At 75.9% G+C, this 17,958-nt stretch carries 18 protein-coding genes; 14 read left to right on the forward strand and 4 right to left on the reverse strand.

The window, feature by feature from the left end; translation table 11 throughout:
* The 8 genes from ABD879_RS27495 to ABD879_RS27530 form a co-directional block, all read left to right on the forward strand.
* A partial coding sequence (locus tag ABD879_RS27495; RefSeq protein ID WP_345024546.1) for a DUF5691 domain-containing protein occupies positions 1-1,472 on the forward strand: 1,472 nt, incomplete at its 5' end.
* Positions 1,469-2,575, forward strand: coding sequence for an ATP-binding protein (locus ABD879_RS27500; RefSeq protein ID WP_345024547.1), 1,107 nt, complete (start codon positions 1,469-1,471; stop codon positions 2,573-2,575). The genes ABD879_RS27495 and ABD879_RS27500, both read left to right, overlap by 4 nt.
* Before the next feature lie 98 nt (positions 2,576-2,673).
* Complete coding sequence (locus ABD879_RS27505; RefSeq protein ID WP_345024565.1) at positions 2,674-5,025, forward strand: DUF5682 family protein; 2,352 nt, start codon at positions 2,674-2,676, stop codon at positions 5,023-5,025.
* Positions 5,022-6,200, forward strand: coding sequence for a VWA domain-containing protein (locus ABD879_RS27510; protein ID WP_345024548.1), 1,179 nt, complete (start codon positions 5,022-5,024; stop codon positions 6,198-6,200). Before ABD879_RS27505 ends, ABD879_RS27510 begins: the two co-directional genes overlap by 4 nt.
* 43 nt (positions 6,201-6,243) lie before the next feature.
* Positions 6,244-6,636: an ArsR/SmtB family transcription factor gene (locus ABD879_RS27515; protein ID WP_345024549.1), complete on the forward strand. Its 393-nt coding sequence runs from the start codon at positions 6,244-6,246 to the stop codon at positions 6,634-6,636.
* Positions 6,633-7,697 carry a cation diffusion facilitator family transporter gene (locus ABD879_RS27520; protein WP_345024550.1) on the forward strand — a complete coding sequence of 355 codons (1,065 nt, stop codon included), beginning with the start codon at positions 6,633-6,635 and terminating at the stop codon, positions 7,695-7,697. The genes ABD879_RS27515 and ABD879_RS27520 overlap by 4 nt, the downstream gene beginning before the upstream one ends.
* A 106-nt stretch (positions 7,698-7,803) precedes the next feature.
* The gene (locus tag ABD879_RS27525) at positions 7,804-8,799 is read left to right on the forward strand and encodes a diacylglycerol/lipid kinase family protein (RefSeq protein ID WP_345024551.1); all 996 of its coding nucleotides are present in this window, start codon (positions 7,804-7,806) and stop codon (positions 8,797-8,799) included.
* A 73-nt stretch (positions 8,800-8,872) separates the two neighbouring features.
* Positions 8,873-9,598 (forward strand): maleylpyruvate isomerase family mycothiol-dependent enzyme, encoded by a 726-nt coding sequence (locus tag ABD879_RS27530; protein ID WP_345024553.1) that lies wholly within the window; start codon positions 8,873-8,875, stop codon positions 9,596-9,598.
* Positions 9,599-9,644: 46 nt separating this feature from the next.
* On the opposite strand, the gene ABD879_RS27535 is transcribed toward ABD879_RS27530, so the two are convergent.
* The gene (locus ABD879_RS27535) at positions 9,645-9,881 is read right to left on the reverse strand and encodes an aldo/keto reductase (protein WP_345024555.1); all 237 of its coding nucleotides are present in this window, start codon (positions 9,879-9,881) and stop codon (positions 9,645-9,647) included.
* Between the two features lie 97 nt (positions 9,882-9,978).
* Between ABD879_RS27535 and ABD879_RS27540 the strand changes: the two genes are divergently transcribed.
* Positions 9,979-10,311, forward strand: coding sequence for a response regulator transcription factor (locus ABD879_RS27540; protein WP_345024556.1), 333 nt, complete (start codon positions 9,979-9,981; stop codon positions 10,309-10,311).
* 15 nt (positions 10,312-10,326) lie between these two features.
* Here ABD879_RS27540 and ABD879_RS27545 read toward each other — a convergent pair whose 3' ends face one another.
* Both ABD879_RS27545 and ABD879_RS27550 read right to left on the reverse strand, forming a co-directional pair.
* Positions 10,327-10,722, reverse strand: coding sequence for a hypothetical protein (locus ABD879_RS27545; protein WP_345024558.1), 396 nt, complete (start codon positions 10,720-10,722; stop codon positions 10,327-10,329).
* A complete protein-coding gene (locus ABD879_RS27550) occupies positions 10,719-12,599 on the reverse strand; it encodes a DUF4132 domain-containing protein (RefSeq protein ID WP_345024559.1) in 1,881 nt (626 codons plus the stop codon). The genes ABD879_RS27545 and ABD879_RS27550 overlap by 4 nt, the downstream gene beginning before the upstream one ends.
* Positions 12,600-12,707: 108 nt before the next feature.
* On the opposite strand from ABD879_RS27550, the gene ABD879_RS27555 reads away from it, so the two are divergent.
* The 5 genes from ABD879_RS27555 to ABD879_RS27575 all read left to right on the forward strand — a co-directional run bounded on the left by ABD879_RS27555 (position 12,708) and on the right by ABD879_RS27575 (position 17,335).
* On the forward strand, positions 12,708-14,198 hold the full coding sequence (locus ABD879_RS27555; RefSeq protein ID WP_345024560.1) for a flavin-containing monooxygenase: 1,491 nt from the start codon (positions 12,708-12,710) through the stop codon (positions 14,196-14,198).
* Positions 14,199-14,216: 18 nt separating this feature from the next.
* Positions 14,217-14,984, forward strand: coding sequence for an SDR family NAD(P)-dependent oxidoreductase (locus ABD879_RS27560; protein WP_345024561.1), 768 nt, complete (start codon positions 14,217-14,219; stop codon positions 14,982-14,984).
* A gap of 80 nt (positions 14,985-15,064) precedes the next feature.
* Entirely contained in the window at positions 15,065-15,988 is a 924-nt protein-coding gene (locus ABD879_RS27565) for an NAD-dependent epimerase/dehydratase family protein (protein ID WP_345024562.1), read from the forward strand.
* Positions 15,989-15,997: 9 nt separating this feature from the next.
* Positions 15,998-16,318, forward strand: a complete 321-nt coding sequence (locus tag ABD879_RS27570; RefSeq protein WP_285494383.1) for a GroES family chaperonin — start codon at positions 15,998-16,000, stop codon at positions 16,316-16,318.
* 222 nt (positions 16,319-16,540) lie between these two features.
* Complete coding sequence (locus ABD879_RS27575; protein WP_345024563.1) at positions 16,541-17,335, forward strand: SAM-dependent methyltransferase; 795 nt, start codon at positions 16,541-16,543, stop codon at positions 17,333-17,335.
* A 32-nt stretch (positions 17,336-17,367) separates the two neighbouring features.
* Here the strand turns inward: ABD879_RS27575 and ABD879_RS27580 are convergent.
* On the reverse strand, positions 17,368-17,958 hold a 591-nt coding region (locus tag ABD879_RS27580), incomplete at its 5' end, for an SbcC/MukB-like Walker B domain-containing protein (RefSeq protein WP_345024564.1).

Raw genomic sequence — 17,958 nt, forward strand, 5'->3', positions numbered from 1 at the left:
GGCGCGCGGGCCGGCGTCCGGCCGGGGGCGCGGAGCCGATCGCGCCGGCGCCGGCGGAGGACCTGCCGGTCGTCCCGCCCGAGGCGGCGCGGCGGCTGGAGCTGATCCTGGGCGGCACGCAGATCCGGGTGCTGCCCGAGTGGCTGGAGGCGGCCGCGGCGCGCGGCCGCCGCGTCCCCGCCCGGCTGCTGCCCGACCTGCTCGAACGCGGCCGCAGCGACCGGATGCTGCGGCCCTACATCGCCCGCGCGGCCGGTCGGCGGGGCGTGTGGCTGGCGCTGCAGAACACCGAGTGGGCGTACCTGGTGGGCGCCGGGGACGACCCGGGCGGCGGCCCCGAGGTGTGGCGGACCGGCACCCGCAACCAGCGCGTCGCCTACCTGACGGCGCTGCGCGGCACCGATCCGGCGGCGGCGCGCGAGGCGCTCCGCGAGACCTGGGGGCGCGAGCCCGCGCCCGACCGGGCGGCGTTCCTGGCGACGTTCGAGCACGGCTTGTCGGCCGACGACGAGGAGTTCCTGGAGTCGGCCCTGGAGGACCGCGGCAAGGACGTCCGGCAGACCGCCGCCGACCTGCTGGCCCGGCTGCCGGATTCGGCGTACGCGGCGCGCATGGCGGCGCGGGCCCGCGCCTGCGTGCGCGCCGAGGAGCGCACGGTGCAGGGCCGCCGCGGCACCTGGGTGCTGGTGGAGCCGCCGCGCACGCACGACGAGGGCCTGGCCCGCGACGGCGTCCCGTTCCATCCCACCGGGTCGTTCGCGCCGGGCGGCCGGTCCGGGGGGCCGGTGGGGACGCGGGCGGCCTGGCTGCGGGAGATCCTGGCCCGCACGCCCCTGGCGGCGTGGACGGACCTGTTCGGCCTGCCGCCCATGGAGATCGTCTGCCTGCCGGTGGCCGGCGCCGCCGGACGCGCGGGCGGCGAAGGCGCCGAGGGGCGCGACGGCGACGCCCGGGCCGCCCGCGACGTGCACATCGGCTGGGCCCGGGCCGCCCTGCGCCAACGCGACGTCGCATGGGCGCGTGCGCTGCTCAAAGGCGGCGTCATGGTGGACGAGCCCGAGGCGCTGGCCGATCTGCTGCGGGTGCTGCCCGGCGGCGAACGCGACCAGGCCGCCGCCGACCTGATCCGCTGGGTGGACGGCGACCCCGACCTGCTGCGCGTCCTGGAGCGCATCCCCGGCCCGTGGACGGGGCGGCTCGCCGACGCCGTGGTGGCCGCGCTGGCGGCCGCCGCCGAACGGCGGGCCCGGTCCCACGAGCACACCCTGACCCAGCTGTGCCGCCTGGCCGACCAGCGCCTCGGTCCGGACGCCGCGCCCCGGCTGGAGGCCGTCGCGGCCCGGCTCGGCGCCGCCGCCCCCGGTCCCCGCACCGCGGGCGGCCACACGGCGGGGGCGGCCGGTCACGCGCTCGCCGAGCTGATCGAGACCCTGCGTTTCCGCCACGACATGCTGAAGGAGCTGTCCCGTTGACCTCTCCCACCGACTCCACTCCCCCGGGCGGCGTGCTGCGGCCGCACGCCGAGCAGCAGTACGCCGACGAGCTGGCCGGGCTGGCCGAGCACGACGACCGGCCGCGCCCGCCCGGGTGGCGGCTGTCGCCGTGGGCGGTCACCACCTACCTGATGGGCGGCGAGCTGCCCGACGGCAGGCGGATCAGCCCCAAGTACATCGGGCCGCGGCGGCTGATGGAGGTCGCCGTGGCGACGCTGGCCACCGACCGCGCGCTGCTGCTGCTCGGCGTGCCCGGCACCGCCAAGACCTGGGTGTCGGAGCACCTGGCGGCGGCCGTCAGCGGCGACTCGACCCTGCTGGTGCAGGGGACGGCGGGCACGTCGGAGGAGGCCGTGCGGTACGGGTGGAACTACGCCCGGCTGCTGGCCGAGGGCCCGTCGGAGCGGGCGCTGGTGGAGAGCCCGCTGATGAAGGCGATGCGCACCGGCGCGGTCGCCCGCGTCGAGGAGCTGACCCGCATGCCCGGCGACGTGCAGGACACCCTCATCACGATCCTGTCGGAGAAGACGCTGCCCGTCCCCGAGCTGGGCACCGAGGTGCAGGCCCGCAAGGGCTTCACCGTGATCGCCACCGCCAACGACCGCGACCGCGGCGTCAACGAGCTGTCCAGCGCGCTGCGCCGCCGGTTCAACACGGTGGTGCTGCCGCTGCCCGCCACGGTGGAGGAGGAGGTCGACATCGTCTCCCGCCGGGTCGCGCAGATCGGCAGGGCGCTGGAGCTGCCGGAGACGCCCGCGGGCCTGGACGAGATCCGCCGGGTGGTGACGGTGTTCCGGGAGCTGCGCGGCGGCCTCACCGACGACGGCCGCACCCGGCTCAAGTCGCCCAGCGGCACGCTGAGCACCGCCGAGGCCATCTCGGTGGTCACCAACGGGCTGGCGCTGGCCGCGCACTTCGGCGACGGCGTGCTGCGCGCCGCGGACGTGGCGGGCGGCATCGTCGGCGCCGTCGTCCAGGACCCGGTGTCCGACCGGGTGGTGTGGCAGGAGTACCTGGAGACGGTCGTCCGCGAACGCCCCGGCTGGCAGGACTTCTACCGCGCCTGCCGGGAGGTGTCTTGACCCCGTCGCCGCCCCGTCCCGCCGCCTCCGCGCCGGCGGCTCCGGGCCCGTCCGCGGCGGGGCGGGCGCCCGACCGGGGCGAGCGGGCGCGGGTCGAGGTGTTCGGGATCCGGCACCACGGCCCCGGATCGGCGCGGGCGCTGCGGCGGGCGCTGGAGGAGTACAGGCCCGACGCGGTGCTGATCGAGGGGCCTCCGGAGGCCGACGACCTGGTCTCCCTGGCCGCCGACCCGGGCATGGTGCCGCCGGTGGCGCTGCTGGCCTACTCCCCCGGCCGCACCCCGTCCCCCGACGGCGCCGAGGGCACCGGGCGGCAGGCGGCGTTCTGGCCGTTCGCCGAGTTCAGCCCGGAGTGGCAGGCGCTCCGCTACGCGCTGGGCGCGGGCGTCACCGTCCGGTTCTGCGACCTGCCCGCCGCGCACCAGCTCGCCCAGCGGCAGGATCAGCAGGCCCCCGGCACGCCCCCCGACGGCGACGGCCCGCGGCCGGCCGCCGAACGGCCCGCGGAGCAGGGCGAGGCGCCCGGCATCCGCCTGGACCCGCTGGGCTGGCTGGCGCAGGCCGCCGGGTACGACGACGCCGAACGCTGGTGGGACGACGTGGTGGAGCACCGCCGCGACGGCCCCTCGCCGTTCCCCGCGATCGCCGAGGCCATGACCGAGCTGCGCGCGCGGCTGGCCGAGCCGCCCGAACCGGAACGCGGCCTGGACCCGCTGCCGCCCGGCTACCTGCGGCGCGAGGAGCAGCGCGAGGCGTACATGCGCCGCACGCTGCGCCGCGCCCTGAAGGACGGGTACGAGCGCGTCGCCGTCGTGTGCGGCGCCTGGCACGCGCCGGCGCTGCTGGAGAAGGTCCCGGCGGCGCGCGACGAGCGGACGCTGCGCGGTCTGCCCAAGACCAAGGTGGCGATGACCTGGGTGCCGTGGACGCACGGCAGGCTGGCGGGCGCCTCCGGGTACGGCGCGGGCGTGCGGTCCCCCGGCTGGTACCACCACCTGTTCACCTCCGGCGACCGGCCGGTCGAGCGGTGGCTGACCGAGGCCGCGCGGCTGCTGCGCGAGGAGGACCTGCACGTCTCGTCCGCGCACGTCATCGAGGCGGTGCGGCTCGCCGAGGCGCTGGCCGCGCTGCGCGGCCGTCCGCTGGCCGGGCTGGACGAGGTCACCGAGGCGGTCCGGGCCGTGCTGTGCGAGGGCAACGACCTGCCGGTGGAGCTGATCCGGCGCCGGATGACGGTGGGCGAGCGGCTCGGGTCGGTGCCCGAGCGGACGCCGATGGTGCCGCTGCAGCGCGACCTGCGGGCCGAGCAGCGGCGGCTGCGCCTCAAGCCGTCCGCGATCGACCGGGAGTACGACTTCGACCTGCGCAAACCGCTCGACCTGGACCGCAGCCGGCTGCTGCACCGGCTGCGCCTGCTGGACGTGGAGTGGGGTGTGCCGCAGGAGGCGCAGGGGCGGTCCAAGGGGACGTTCCGCGAGAGCTGGACGCTGCTGTGGCGGCCGGAGTTCGACGTGGCGCTGATCGAGGCCGGCGTGTGGGGCACCACCGTGCGGGAGGCGGCGGCCGCGCGGGCGGAGGCGGCGGCCGCCCAGGCCACGGCCCTGGCGGAGCTGACGTCGCTGGCCGAGCGGTGCCTGCTGGCCGACCTGGGCGACGCGCTGCCGGCCGTCATGCGCGCCCTGGCCGACCGCGCCGCCGTCGACTCCGACGTGGCGCACCTGATGGCGGCGCTGCCCGCCCTGGTGCGCGCGCTGCGGTACGGGGACGTGCGCGGCACCCCCACCGGCCCGCTGCGCACCGTCGTCGACGGCCTGGTGGTGCGCGTCTGCGTGGGCCTGCCCCCGGCCGTCACCGGGCTGGACGACGACGCGTCCCGGGAGATGCTCGGACGCATCGACGCCGTGCACGGAGCGCTGTCCCTCCTCGGCGACGGCGGCCACACCGACCGCTGGCTGCGCACCCTGCGCGGCCTGGCCGACCGGGACGGCGACCGCGCGGTGCACGGCCTGCTGGAGGGCCGCCTGGTCCGGCTGCTGCTGGACGCCGGGCGGCTCGACGACGCGCCGGCCCGCATGGCCCGCGCCGTGTCCGTCGGCACCGCGCCCGACCGCGCCGCCGCCTGGGTGGAGGGGTTCCTGGCGGGCGGCGGGCTGCTGCTGGTGCACGACGACGACCTGCTGCGCCTGCTGGACGGCTGGATCTCCGGGCTGCCGGGCGCGGCGGTCGCCGTCGTGCCGCCGCTGCTGCGCCGCCCGTTCGGCGGGTACGCGGCGGCCGAGCGGCGCGCCATCGGCGAGCGGGTGCGGCGGCTGCGCGGCGGCGCCGGGCCCGCCGCGCCGCGCGACGACCACGGCGGCGAAGACAACGGCGAAGACGGCGTCGACGCCGGCCGCGCGACCGCCGCCACCGCGACGGTCCTGCGCATCCTCGGCTGGGAGGCCCCCGCGTGAACGATGTGACCATCTCCGACGACGAGCGGCTCCGCCGCTGGCGGCTGGTGCTGGGCGGCGAGTCCGCCGACGGCACCGGCGTCGCCCTCAAGGGCGCCGAGGCGCGCATGGACGCGGCGCTGGAGAAGCTGTACGGCCGCGCGCAGGGCGGCGGCGGGTCCCGGCCGGGCCGCCGCAGCGCCGGCCTGGGCGACTCGGCGCCGTCCGTGGCGCGCTGGCTGGGCGACATCCGCGCCTACTTCCCGTCCAGCGTGGTGCAGGTGATGCAGAAGGACGCCATCGAGCGCCTCAACCTGACCCGGCTGCTGCTCGAACCGGAGATGCTGGAGGCGGTCGAACCCGACGTGCACCTGGTGGGCACGCTGCTGTCGCTCAACAAGGTCATGCCGGACCGGGCCCGCGAGTCGGCGCGGGCCGTGGTCCGCGCGGTCGTGGCGGAGCTGGAGCGGCGGCTGGCCCAGCGCACCCGCTCGGCGGTGTCCGGCGCGCTGGACCGGGCGTCCCGCACGCTGCGGCCGCGCCGGGCGGCCGACATCGACTGGCCCCGCACCATCCGCGCCAACCTGCGCAACTACCTGCCCGAGCACGGCACGGTCGTGCCCGAGCGGCTGATCGGCCACGGGCGCCGCGACAAGGCGGTCGAACGGGACGTGGTGCTGTGCGTCGACCAGAGCGGCTCGATGGCGGCGTCGGTGGTGTACGCGGGGGTGTTCGGCGCGGTGCTGGCGTCGCTGCGCTCGCTGCGCACCTCGCTGGTGGTGTTCGACACCGCCGTGGTGGACCTGACCGCCCAGCTGCACGACCCGGTGGAGCTGCTGTTCGGCACCCAGCTCGGCGGCGGCACCGACATCAACCGCGCGCTGGCCTACTGCCAGGGCCTGGTCACCCGGCCCCGCGACACGATCCTGGTGCTGATCAGCGACCTGTACGAGGGCGGGGTCCGCGCCGAGATGCTGCAGCGGGTCGCCGCGCTGACCGCGGCGGGCGTCCAGGTGATCGCGCTGCTGGCGCTGTCGGACGAGGGCGCCCCCGCCTACGACCGCGAGAACGCCGCCGCCCTGGCCGGGCTGGGCGTCCCGGCGTTCGCCTGCACGCCCGACCTGTTCCCCGACCTGATGGCCGCCGCCATCCAGCGCCGCGACCTGAAGGAGTGGTCCGAGCGCAACCTCGGCTGACCCCGCCCGGGCGGGCGGCGCACCGTGGGTTATATTTGCTCATATGAGCAGCGCTTCAGATGTCCGGGCGGTCGCCGACGGGTGCGCGGTGCGGGTGGTGGACCGGGAGAAGGTCGCCGTGGTCACCGCGGCCCTGCCCGCCGACGACAAGATCACCGAGCTGGCGCAGGTGTTCGGGCTGCTGGCGGATCCGGGCCGGCTGCGGATCATCACGGCGCTGCTGGAGGGCGGCGAGATGTGCGTGTGCGACATCGCGGCCGCGTGCGGGCACTCGGAGTCCGCGGTCTCGCACGCGCTGCGGCTGCTGCGCGCCAGCGGGGTGGTGCGGGCCCGCCGGTCCGGGCGCATGGCCTACTACCGGCTGGCCGACTCGCACGTCCGGATGCTGCTCGACCTCGCCCTGGCGCACGTCGGCCACCAGGAGGGCGAGGCATGAGCGCGGGGCGGGAGGAGGCCGCGGGGAAGCGGCGCGCCCGCCGGCGGGCCTTCCTGCCCTGGCGCGGGAAGGCCGGCGGGCACGGCCACGGGCACGGCCACGGGCACGGCCACGGGCACGCGGTGTCGGCGAACGCCGACCGGCGCCAGCTGTCGGCGGCGCTGGCCCTGCTGCTGGCGTTCATGGCCGGCGAGGTGGTCGTCGGGCTCGCCGCCCGGTCGCTGGCGCTGATCACCGACGCCGCGCACATGCTGACCGACGCGTTCGCCGTCGCGCTGGCGCTGGTCGCCATGCGGATCGCGGCGCGTCCCCCCAAGGGCGGCTACACCTACGGGCTGCGCCGCGCGGAGATCCTGTCGGCGCAGCTGAACGGGCTGACGCTGATCCTGCTGGCGGCCTTCTTCGTCTACGAGGGGGTCCGCCGGCTGGCGGCGCCGCCCGAGGTGGACGGGAGCCTGGTGTTCTGGACGTCGCTGGCCGGCATCGCGGTGAACCTGGCCGCGACGTGGCTGATCAGCCGGGCCGACCGGCGCAGCCTCAACGTCGAGGGCGCCTTCCAGCACATCCTCAACGACCTGTTCGCGTTCATCGCCACGGCGGTCGCCGGGCTGGCGGTGTGGGCGGCGGACTTCACCCGGGCCGACGCGATCGCCTCGCTGGTGGTGGCCGCGCTGATGCTGAAGGCCGGTTACGGGCTGCTGCGCGACGCCGGGCGGGTGCTCATGGAGGCGGCCCCGGCGGGCGTGGACCCCGCCGAGATCGGCACCCGGCTGGCCGGCCGCCCCTGCGTGGAGGAGGTGCACGACCTGCACGTATGGGAGGTCAGCTCGGGCTACCCGGCGCTGTCGGCGCACGTGCTGGTGGAGCCGCGGGGCGACTGCCACGCGGTGCGCCGCGACCTGCAGGACGTGCTGCGCTCCGCCTACGGGATCACCCATACGACGCTGGAGGTCGACCACGTCGCCGACGACTTCCACTGCGAGGATCCGCACGGCCCCCGGCACGTCAACGGCTCGGGCGAACGGCACGACCACCTCGCCGACCCCCGCTGCGGCCACTGACCCGGCGCTGGAATGGCGGTCGCCCCCACCGTCGTTCAACGGAGGGTAATGGGGCATCAAAGCATGCGCGACGGCCGGACGGGGGGGCGACGGTAGGGTGATCGGGATGGACGGCACACGACCACGCACGCCGCGCAGCAAGACGCAGCTGCAGGCGGCGATCCGGAACGGCGGACGCGCCGTGCTGGTCGTCAACGCGCGCTCGCGGCGGGGCCGCCGTCTGCTCGACCGCGCCCGGGAGCTGCTGGACGCGGCGGGCATCGAGTTCGTGCGGGAGTTCCCGGTCACCGACCCCGGGCGGCTGAAGGAGATCTTCGCCGAGGTGCTCGCCCTGGAGCCGGACCTGGTGGTGGTCGGCGGCGGGGACGGCACGGTCGCCGAGGCCGTCAGCCACCTGGCGCACCGCGACGTCGCGCTGGGCGTGCTGCCGCTGGGCACCACCAACAACTTCGCCCGCAGCCTGGAGCTGCCGCTGAACCTGGCGGACGCGGTGGCGGTGCTGCGCGACGGCAAGGTCGCCGACGTGGACGTGGGCTGGGTGCAGGGCACCCGGCCGGACGGGTCGGGCCCCGAGCCGGACGGCGGCCGGCACATCTTCGCCAACATGGTCAGCCTGGGCCTGTCGGTGCAGATCGCCGAGCACGTCCCGCACGGCCTCAAACGCGTCGTCGGCCGCGCCGCGTACGCGCTGACGGCGGCGTGGCTGCTGCCCCGGCACACCGCGTTCCGGGCCACCATCCGCGCCGGCGACCGCGTCGAGGAGGTCACCACCCACCAGCTGAACGTGGCCAACGGCGCCCACCACAGCGGCCGGCGCATCGCCCGCGACGCCAGCCCCGACGACCGGCTGCTGGCGGTGTACCGGCTGGGCGACGAGCGGCGGCTGCGGCTGGCGTCGGCGACCGCGCGGCACCAGCTCACCGGCCCGCGGCGGTCGCTGCGCGAGGACGCCTTCCTCACCACCGACGAGGTGCACATCGCCACCGACCCGCCGATGCAGGTCGATGTGGACGGCGAGATCCGCGGCCGGACCCCGGTGACGGTGCGGCTGCTCGGCAACGCGCTGCGGGTGATCGTCCCGCAGTCGTTCGTCGACACCTGAGCGGCCCCTCCCGCCGCGGATCCGCGCCGCCCCGCCGGTTCGGCGAGGCGCCGGAAGGGGGAGGCATAGCCGCATGGGAACCGACATGCTCAGCGGCCTGAACCCGTTCGACCTCCTCGACCGCGAGGCCCGGCGGCTGGACGCCTACTTCGCCGGGCTCGGCGCCGCCGACTGGGACCGCCCCTCCAGGTGCAAGGGCTGGACGGTGCGGGACGTCCTGGCGCACCTGGCCGGGGAGGAGCTGTACAACCACGCCTGCCTGGACGACGAGCTGGACGTGCTGGTCAACCGGCTGGACAAGGAGGGCGTCGAGGGGCTGGCGGGCTTCAACCAGTGGTGTGTGGACACCCGCCGCGGCCTGCCGGTGGCGGGGGTGCTGGCCGAGTGGCGCCGCCAGAACGGCGACACGCGGCGCCGCATGCGCGAACGCGGCGCCGACGCGATGCTGCCGACCATGGCCGGTCCGTACCCGGTGGGCCTGCAGACCTTCCACTACGCCTCGGAGTACGCCACGCACGCCGACGACGTCGGCGTGCCCGTCGCGGACGGCGAGGAGCCCGAGCGGTCGCGGTGGCGGGCCCGGGTGGGCCGGTTCGTGCTGGCCGAGCAGGGCTCGCCCGTGCGGGTCGAGGAGGTGCCCGGCGGCGTGCGGGTGCGGCTGGACGGCGGGGCCGGCGGCACGGCCGCCAAGGAGGCCGAGCTGTCCACGGCCGACTTCGTCGAGGCCACCGTCGACCGGCTGCCGGACGACCACCCGCTGGACGCCGAGCTGCGCGCGGCCCTGGTCTGCCTGGCCTGACCCGGCCCGGGTCCGCCCGCCGGGCGGACCCGGCGCCCCGTCCCGCTCAGCCGGCGGCGGTGAGCACGGCGAGATCGTCCCCGGTGAGGCGCAGCCCGGCGGCGGCGATGTTCTCCTCCAGGTGGGCCGGGGAGGACGTGCCCGGGATCGCGAGCATCGCGGGCGACAGGGCCGGCAGCCCGGCCAGCAGCACCTGCGCCGCGGTGGCGCCGTGCCGCTCGGCGACGCGCCCGACGCGGTCGTCCTCGGGCACCCCGAACCCGCCGAGCGGGAAGTAGGGCAAACGGCGCGGCGGTGCGGATCAGCACCGCCCCGCTCCCCCACGAGACGGTCGTCATCGACCGGAAGGTGGCGGTGCTGGCCGGGCCCCGGTGGCGGGCGTGCGGGAGTACACGGTGGTGCGCTCGCCCGGCGTGGTGCGGTCGGTGCGGTCGCTGTACGAGGCGGCCTGGGAGTCGGCCGCCGACCTGGCCGAGTTCCGCCGCGCCCGGCCCCCGGCGCTGAGCGAGCAGAGCCGGCAGATCCTGCGGCTGCTCGGCGGCGGCCTCAAGGACGAGGCGGCGGCCCGGCGGCTCGGCCTGTCGCTGCGCACCTACCGGCGCCGCGTCGCGGAGATCCTGACGCTGCTGGAGGCCGACTCGCGCTTCCAGGCGGGGCTGCGCGCCCAGGAGCTGGGCCTGCTCGGGCCGCGTCCGCGCCGGACCGCCGGCTGAGCCCGGCGGGGCCGGTCAGCCGCCGACGAGCGGCACCAGCTTGATGAACACCACCTCGGGGTCGCCGGTGAGGTCGACGACCTCGTCGAGGTCCTCGACCTGCCGGTCGCCGACGAGCACGAAGAAGCCGTTGGACAGGAACGCCCGCTCGGCGATGTCGGCCTGCCGCTCCCAGTCGACGCGGCGTCTGCCCCGCGGCCGGTCCCCGTCCGGTCCGGTCTCGGAGGCGGGCTGCACCAGCCCGGTGAAGCGGCGGTCGGGCCGGGCGTTGCGGCGGGCCACCTCCTCGCGCACCCGCAGCCGGATCAGCTCCCGGACGGTCATCGCCGCGGGCAGCCCGGCGACGGAGAACGCCTCCAGCCCCCCGCCGGCGGCGGTCTCGTCGCGGAACGTCACGGCGGCCATGGTCATCCCCTCCGTATCTGCTGCGTGATCGACGGGTCGGTGATCGCGGTGTCGGCGGCCAGCAGGAACGCCTTGGACAGGATCAGCGCCAGCCGGTCGTCCTCGAACGGCAGGAAGATCGTGCGGCTGCCGCGCTTGCGCGCCGGGACGATGCACAGGTACTGGTCGTCCGGCTCCATCAGGACGTTCGCCGACCCCAGGTGGATCTTGTAGGTGCGCAGGTCGCCGCGCACGACGAGGAACCGGCCGTCCAGCGCGCACCGGTCGGCGATCTTCGTGCGGGGCAGGATCCGGGCCAGCGCGTCCCGCCGCGTCTCGGCACTCGCCGTCAGGTCACCGAAGCCCGCCCGCCGCCAGTAGCCGGCGAAGCGGTCCTCCCCGCGGTCGATCCAGTCGGGGTCGGCCGCCACCGACGTCACCGACACGAACAGGTCCACGTCCCGCATCGCCTCGCTGAACACCGCCGGCGGCACCTCCGCCAGCGGCACCTCGCGCCAGGCGCGGCCGACGCGCCGGTCGAAGCGGACCTGGTCGGTGGAGGCGTACTCGGGCGTTCCGGCGCTCTGCGACTCGACCGCCTCATGGAAGAAGCGGACGCGCCACTCCCCCTCCGCCAGGACCCCCTTGGCCTCCCCGGCGTAGCCGTTGTAGTAGGGCCCGAGATAGTTCGCCGTCCAGCCGCGCTGCTTGAACAGCGCGTAGAGCTGGTCGTAGCGCACGATGTGGGCGGCGAAGCGGTTGGAGTAGACGCCGGTCTCCTCCTCGGCCGGGGTGAGCCGGTAGGTCTCGCGGAACGCCTGCTTGAACGGCTGGACCATCCGGTTGTCGGTGACGAACGTCCGCCAGGCCCGCACCTGCGCGGCGGGGGCGCCCAGCGGATGCCACAGCCGCACGCCGGCCGATTCCGCCGGTTCGGGCAGCTCGCGCCCGTCGACGGTGACCAGCGTGGCACCGGCGGGCGTGGCGGCCGTCCAGGTGCCGTCGGGGTGCTGGAACTCCCAGATCAGGCCGGAGGCGACCGCGCCGGTGATCGGGTGGTCGCGGTAGTGGCGGCGCCACTCCCCGTAGGTCCAGATCGGCTCGGCCGACATGAGGGCCTCGATGCGGGCCCGCTCGGCCGCCAGGGTGCCGCGCACCTGCTTGGCCAGGTCCTTCAGCCGCCTGATCTCGTCGGCGAACGGCTCCTTGAGCGCGGCCGGGACGGTGCGCAGCGCCCGCCCGGCGCCGTCGACGAAGGTCAGCCGCACGGTGCGGGAGTCCTCGACGGCGACGACGCCCTGGTAGCCGCCGAGGTCGCGGGCCGTCGAGCCGTCCCCGCCGAGCCCGTGGTCGGGCACGGAGCGCTCGGTGAGCTGCCGGGGCGTCAGACCCTGCCGTTCGGCGGCCGCCCGCACGGCGTTTGCGACCTGCTTGCGGCCGCCCGGGTAGCCGACCTGCTCGGCGAAGGCGCGCAGGGTGCTCATGACCTCGGGGTGGTCGCAGGCGCCGAGCGCGTTGACGGTGGCGTTGGCGAGCTTCTCGTCGCCGAAGTAGTCGCGGCTGAGCCAGGACGTGCGCCGGAAGATCGTGACCAGTTCGGGGAACGCCGCCGGGTCGCCGGACAGGGCGGCGGCCCAGACGTAGCCGCGCGCCTCGCGGTCGGCGACCAGCGTCTCGAGGTCGGGCGGCCCCCACTCGCAGGGGGCCGCGCGGTCGCCCCGGGCGTACCCGCGGACGGTGGCCAGCACGTGCTCGCGGACCCCCGGCCGGCCGAGCAGTTCCAACGTGCGGGTCCGCCACTTCTTGGTGGGGCGGACGGCCTGCATCTCGGCCATGTGGGCGTCGACCGCTTCGATGTCGGCGGGCGCGAGCGCGCCCGCCGGGGAGGCGTCCTCGTTCGGCATGGGGCCGATCTTGGCAGGCGGCGGCGACAGTTTGTGGGCCTGGTCAGCTGACCGATCGGTCATTACGCTCGGGGCACGGACATCGCAGCGACACCCCCGGACGGCGAGATGGACGCACCGCACGACGTCGTGATCATTGGCAGCGGCTTCGGCGGGATCGGCATGGCGGCCCGGCTGCTGGCGGCCGGGGTGCGCGACGTGGTGGTCCTGGAGAAGGCCGCCGGACTGGGCGGCACCTGGCGGGACAACACCTATCCGGGGGCGGCCTGCGACGTCCCCTCGCACCTGTACTCGTTCTCGTTCGCGCGCAAGACCGACTGGAGCCGCCGCTTCCCGCCGCAGGAGGAGATCCTCGCCTACCTGTGGGACGTGGCGCGCGAGCACGGCGTGCTGCCGCACATCAGGTTCCGCACCGAGGTGACCGGGGCGCGCTTCGACGGGCGGGCCGCGGTGTGGCGGGTGGCGACCGCCGGCGGCGGCGAGCTGGCGGCGCGGGTGCTGGTCAGCGCGTGCGGCCAGCTCAACCGGCCCGCGCTGCCGCAGATCGAGGGCCGCGACCGCTTCGCCGGGACGAGCTTCCACTCCGCCCGCTGGGACCACGGCGCCGACCTGGCCGGCCGGCGGGTCGCGGTGATCGGCACCGGTGCCAGCGCGATCCAGATCGTGCCGGAGATCGCCCCGCGGGCCGGGCGGCTGACGGTGTTCCAGCGGTCCGCCCCCTACGTGATCGACAAGCCGGACCGGCCGTACCGGGCGTGGGAGAAGGCGCTGCTGACCGCCGTCCCGGCGCTGCACGACCTCAGCCGCGCCCGGGTCTACCTGTCGTACGAGGCGCGGGCGCTGGGCTTCGTCAAGTTCCCCTGGCTGATGAAGCCGCTGGAGCGGCGGTTCCGGCGCAACCTGCGCTCGCAGGTGCCCGACCCGCGGCTGCGCGCCCGGCTGGTCCCCGACTACCCGATGGGCTGCAAGCGCATCCTGCTGTCCGACGACTACTACCCCGCGCTGCGCCGCCACGGCGTCGAGCTGGTCACCGACCCGATCACGCGGATCACCCCGACGGGCGTGCGGACGGCCCGCGCCGCCTACGACGTCGACGTGATCATCTACGCCACCGGGTTCCACGCCGACGGCTTCCTGGCCCCGATGACGATCGTGGGGCGGGACGGCCGGACCCTGGACGCGGCGTGGCGCGGCGGCGCCCGCGCCCACCTGGGCATCACCGTCAGCGGCTTCCCCAACCTGTTCCTGCTGTACGGCCCGTACACCAACCTCGGCCACAACTCGATCATCTACATGCTGGAGTCGCAGATCCGGTACGTGCTGGGCTGCGTGCGGGCGCTGCGCGAGACCGGCCTGGCCTGGATCGACGTGCGGCCCGACGTGCAGGACGCCTTCGACCGCCGGATGCAGGAGCTGATGCGCTCCACCGTGTGGGCGGCCGGCTGCTCCAGCTGGTACCAGACCGCCGACGGCAAGGTCGTCAACAACTGGCCGGGGTTCACCTTCGCCTACCGGCGCGCCACGCGCCGCCCCGACCCGCGGCACTTCCGGGCGAGACGCGCCCGGCCCGCCACCCCTGTCCGCGCCGTCCCCGGGTGACGCCGTAGGGTCGGGGGCATGCCGACTGCTCTGATCACCGGCGCCACCGCCGGCATCGGCGCCGCGTTCGCCCGCCGGCTGGCGTCCGACGGATTCGACCTGGTCCTGCTGGCCCGCGACGCCGAACGGCTCGACCGCACGGCGCGCGAACTCGCCGACCGCTACGCGGTGCGGGCCGAGACGCTGCCCGCCGACCTGGCCGCCGACGAGGGGCTGGCCGCGGCCGAGCGCCGCGTCCGCGACGGCGTGGACCTGCTGGTCAACAACGCCGGGTTCGGCCACGGCGGCCGGTTCCTGGACGTCCCGCTGGACAACGAGCTGGTGATGCTGCGGGTGCACTGCGAGGCGGTGCTGCGGCTGACCCATGCGGCCCTGCCCGGCATGCTGGAGCGCGGCCGCGGCGGGATCATCAACGTCTCGTCCACCGCCGCGTTCCTGGTGCGCGGCACCTACGGCGCGTCCAAGGCGTGGGTGGTGAGCTTCAGCAAGGGCGTCGCCGAGGACATCGCGATGCGCGGCGACCACGACGTGCGCGTCATGGCGCTGTGCCCGGGGTTCGTGCGCACCGAGTTCCACGAGCGGGCCGGGATGGACGTCTCCGGCATCCCCGAGGTGCTGTGGCTGGACAAGGACATGGTCGTCGACACGGCGCTGCGGGACCTGCGCCGCGGCGTGCGCGTCAGCGTGCCCGGCGCCCGGTACAAGGCGGTGGTGGGGCTCAGCCGCCTGATCCCGTCGTCGCTCGTCGGGCGGGTGTCCGCGCGCGCCGGCCGCCGCTACGACTGACCCGCCCGAAAGCGTGATCGCCGCCGCGCCGGCGCCGTCCGCGTTGCGGGGCGTCCCCGGCGACGTGGATGCTTGGGACCATGCGGGTCTTGGTGACGGGGGCGGCCGGATACGTCGGGTACGCGGTGGGACGGCGGCTGGTGGCGGCCGGGCACGCGGTGGACGGGCTCGTCCGCGACGCCGGCCAGGACCTGCCGCCGGGCGTGCGGCCCCTGGTCGGCGACCTGCTCGACCCGCCCGCGCTGCGGGCCGTGCTGACCGAGCCGTACGACGCGGTGTGCCACCTGGCCGCGCTGACGCGGGTCCGCGAGTCGTTCGAGGAGCCGCTGCGGTTCTTCGCGGTCAACGTGCAGGGCACCGTGAACCTGCTGGACCTGCTGGCCCCCGGCACCCGCGTGGTGTACGGGTCGACGGCCGCCGTCTACGGCACGCCCGAGTGGCAGCCGATCCACGAGGACCAGACCCCCGCCCCCACCAGCCCGTACGGCGCCTCCAAGCTGGCCGCCGAGCAGGTGGTGCGCTGGCACGCCCGCACCGGCGCGATCGGCGCGGTGGTGCTGCGCACGTTCAACGTCGCCGGGGCGGTGGACGGGCGCGGCGACCCCGACCCGACCCGGCTGATCCCCCGGGCGCTGGCCGCGGCCGCCGGGGAGGTGCCGCACCTGGAGATCAACGGCGCGGGCGACGCGGTCCGCGAGTACGTGCACGTGGACGATCTCGCCGACGCGCACGTGCGCGCCCTGGCCGCCGCCCGGCCCGGCGAGGACCGCGTCTACAACGTCGGCAGCGGCGCGCCGGTGTCGGTGCGCGACGTGGTGGCGGCCGTGGAGAAGGTCACCGGCCGCCGCGTGCCGACGGTGCGCCGCCCGCCGCGGCCCGAGCCGCCGCTGCTGATCTCCGACGCCACCGCCGTCCGCCACGACCTGGGCTGGCGGCCGCGGCGCTCGGAGCTGTCCCGCATGATCGCCGACGCGTGGGCGGCCCGCACCCGCGCGGCGGGATAAACTCCCAGCGTGTCCGAGCCGAAGTTCGAAGTCCAGATGCTTCACGACCGTGTCATGATCAAGGTCGAGAAGGAGCCCGGGGAGCGGCGCAGCACCGGCGGCATCGTCATCCCGGCCACCGTGGAGCAGTCCAACCGGCTCGTGTGGGGCCAGGTCTGCGGCGTCGGTCATCACGTGCGCACGGTCAAGGTCGGCGACCGGGTGCTGTTCCACCCCGACGACCAGTACGAGGTGGAGATCCAGGGCGAGAACTACCTGGTCATGCGCGAGCGGGACCTGCACGCGATCGCCAGCGAGCGGCCCGAGCACGGCACCGGCCTGTACCTCTGACGGCCCGCCGGCACGGCCGCGCCGCCGCTTCCGCACCGATACCGCCCCGCCGATACCGCCCCGCCGATACCGCCCCGCCGATACCGCCCCGCTTCCGCGCCGATACCGCCCCGATTCCGTACGCCCCGGCCCCTTCCTGACGGTCATGACGGCGTCGCGCGGAGATGCCAGAATGTGACTCCACCACGGTTCCGGGGGGGCGGCGCAAGAAACGGCGGCGGGATGGCAGAGCGCGGAACACGGCCGGGCGCGCGTTTCGACGCGCCCGCGAGCTCACGGATCACGGACTTCTCGCTGGGCGGCAAGGACAACTACGGGCCCGACCGCGAGACCGCCCTCAAGGCGTTCGAGGCGCTGCCCGCAGCGCGGCTGCTGCCCCGGGAGAACCGCAAGTTCATGCGGCGCGCCGTGCGGTTCCTGCTGGCCGCGGGCGTCCGGCAGTTCCTGGACGTCGGGTGCGGCCTGCCCGGCAAGGGCAACGTGCACGAGGTCGTGCACGGCGTGGACCCCGCCGCGACCGTCGTGTACATCGACAACGACCCGGTGGCGGTGGTGCACTTCCAGGCGCTGCTGCACGCGGTGCCGACGGCGACGGCGGTGTGCGCCGACGCCCGCGACCCGGCCTCGATCCTGACGCATCCCGAGGTCACCGCGCTGATCGACTTCGCCCGTCCGGTCGGGGTGCTGATGTGCTGCGTGCTGTCGCACTTCGCCGACCCGCGGCGGGCGCACTCCTCGGCCGCCGCGTTCCGCGCCGCGATGGCGCCCGGCAGCCACCTGGCGGTGAGCGACTTCACCGACGAGGCGCTGACCGACCGCGAACGCGCCGTGTCCGCCGAGCTGATGCGCGAGAGCGGCATCCCCCTGGCCTTCCGGCCCCGCGACTGCCTGGCCGCCTACTTCGACGGGCTGGAGCTGGTGGAGCCGGGGCTGGTGCCCGCCCCCGAGTGGCGGCCCGACCGGCCCTACGAACGGCCGACCGGCTGGCTGCTGGCGGGCGTCGCCCGCAAACCCTGAGACCCGGCGGGGCCCCGGGCCGCATCCCGGCGTCACACCGCGACGGTCGCGGTCGAGCCCTCGCGGCGCTTGCGCAGGCGCAGCTGCGCGGGGATGCGGGTGCGCAGCTCGGCGACGTGGCTGACGACGCCGACCGCGCGCCCGCCGTCGCGCAGGCCGTCCAGGACGTCCATCACCTCGTCGAGGGTCTCCTCGTCCAGGGTGCCGAACCCCTCGTCGACGAACAGCGTCCCGATCTCGGTGCCGCCGGCCTCGGCGGTGACCACGTCGGCCAGGCCGAGCGCCAGCGCCAGCGAGCTGACGAACGACTCGCCGCCCGACAGGGTGACCGGGTCGCGGGCCTGGCCGGTCCAGGCGTCCACCACCCGCAGGCCGAGTCCGCCGCCGCCCTTGCTGCGGTCGCCCGCGGCCTTGTCGACGGTGTGCACCAGCGCGTACCGGCCCGCCGACATGCGCGCCAGCCGCTGGTTGGCGGCGGCGACGACCTGCTCCAGCCGCGCGGCCAGCACGTACGCCGACAGCGACATGGCGCGCCGGTTGTCGGGCGACCGGCCGGAGGCCAGGCCCGCCATCCGCGCGGCGACGGCGTGGCGGAGCGCGGCCGGGCGCCAGGCGGCGACGGC

Source organism: Actinomadura keratinilytica (assembly GCF_039539665.1).
Lineage (GTDB): Bacteria > Actinomycetota > Actinomycetes > Streptosporangiales > Streptosporangiaceae > Spirillospora > Spirillospora keratinilytica.

What these genes read in the sequence shown, in the direction of transcription:
- ABD879_RS27515 (WP_345024549.1), top strand. Translation starts at nt 6,244, where the DNA reads ATGAGCAGCGCTTCAGATGTCCGGGCGGTCGCCGACGGGTGCGCGGTG.
- ABD879_RS27520 (WP_345024550.1), top strand. Translation starts at nt 6,633, where the DNA reads ATGAGCGCGGGGCGGGAGGAGGCCGCGGGGAAGCGGCGCGCCCGCCGG.
- ABD879_RS27525 (WP_345024551.1), top strand. Translation starts at nt 7,804, where the DNA reads ATGGACGGCACACGACCACGCACGCCGCGCAGCAAGACGCAGCTGCAG.
- ABD879_RS27530 (WP_345024553.1), top strand. Translation starts at nt 8,873, where the DNA reads ATGGGAACCGACATGCTCAGCGGCCTGAACCCGTTCGACCTCCTCGAC.
- ABD879_RS27545 (WP_345024558.1), bottom strand. Translation starts at nt 10,722, where the DNA reads ATGACCATGGCCGCCGTGACGTTCCGCGACGAGACCGCCGCCGGCGGG.
- ABD879_RS27550 (WP_345024559.1), bottom strand. Translation starts at nt 12,599, where the DNA reads ATGCCGAACGAGGACGCCTCCCCGGCGGGCGCGCTCGCGCCCGCCGAC.
- ABD879_RS27555 (WP_345024560.1), top strand. Translation starts at nt 12,708, where the DNA reads ATGGACGCACCGCACGACGTCGTGATCATTGGCAGCGGCTTCGGCGGG.
- ABD879_RS27560 (WP_345024561.1), top strand. Translation starts at nt 14,217, where the DNA reads ATGCCGACTGCTCTGATCACCGGCGCCACCGCCGGCATCGGCGCCGCG.
- ABD879_RS27565 (WP_345024562.1), top strand. Translation starts at nt 15,065, where the DNA reads ATGCGGGTCTTGGTGACGGGGGCGGCCGGATACGTCGGGTACGCGGTG.
- ABD879_RS27575 (WP_345024563.1), top strand. Translation starts at nt 16,541, where the DNA reads ATGGCAGAGCGCGGAACACGGCCGGGCGCGCGTTTCGACGCGCCCGCG.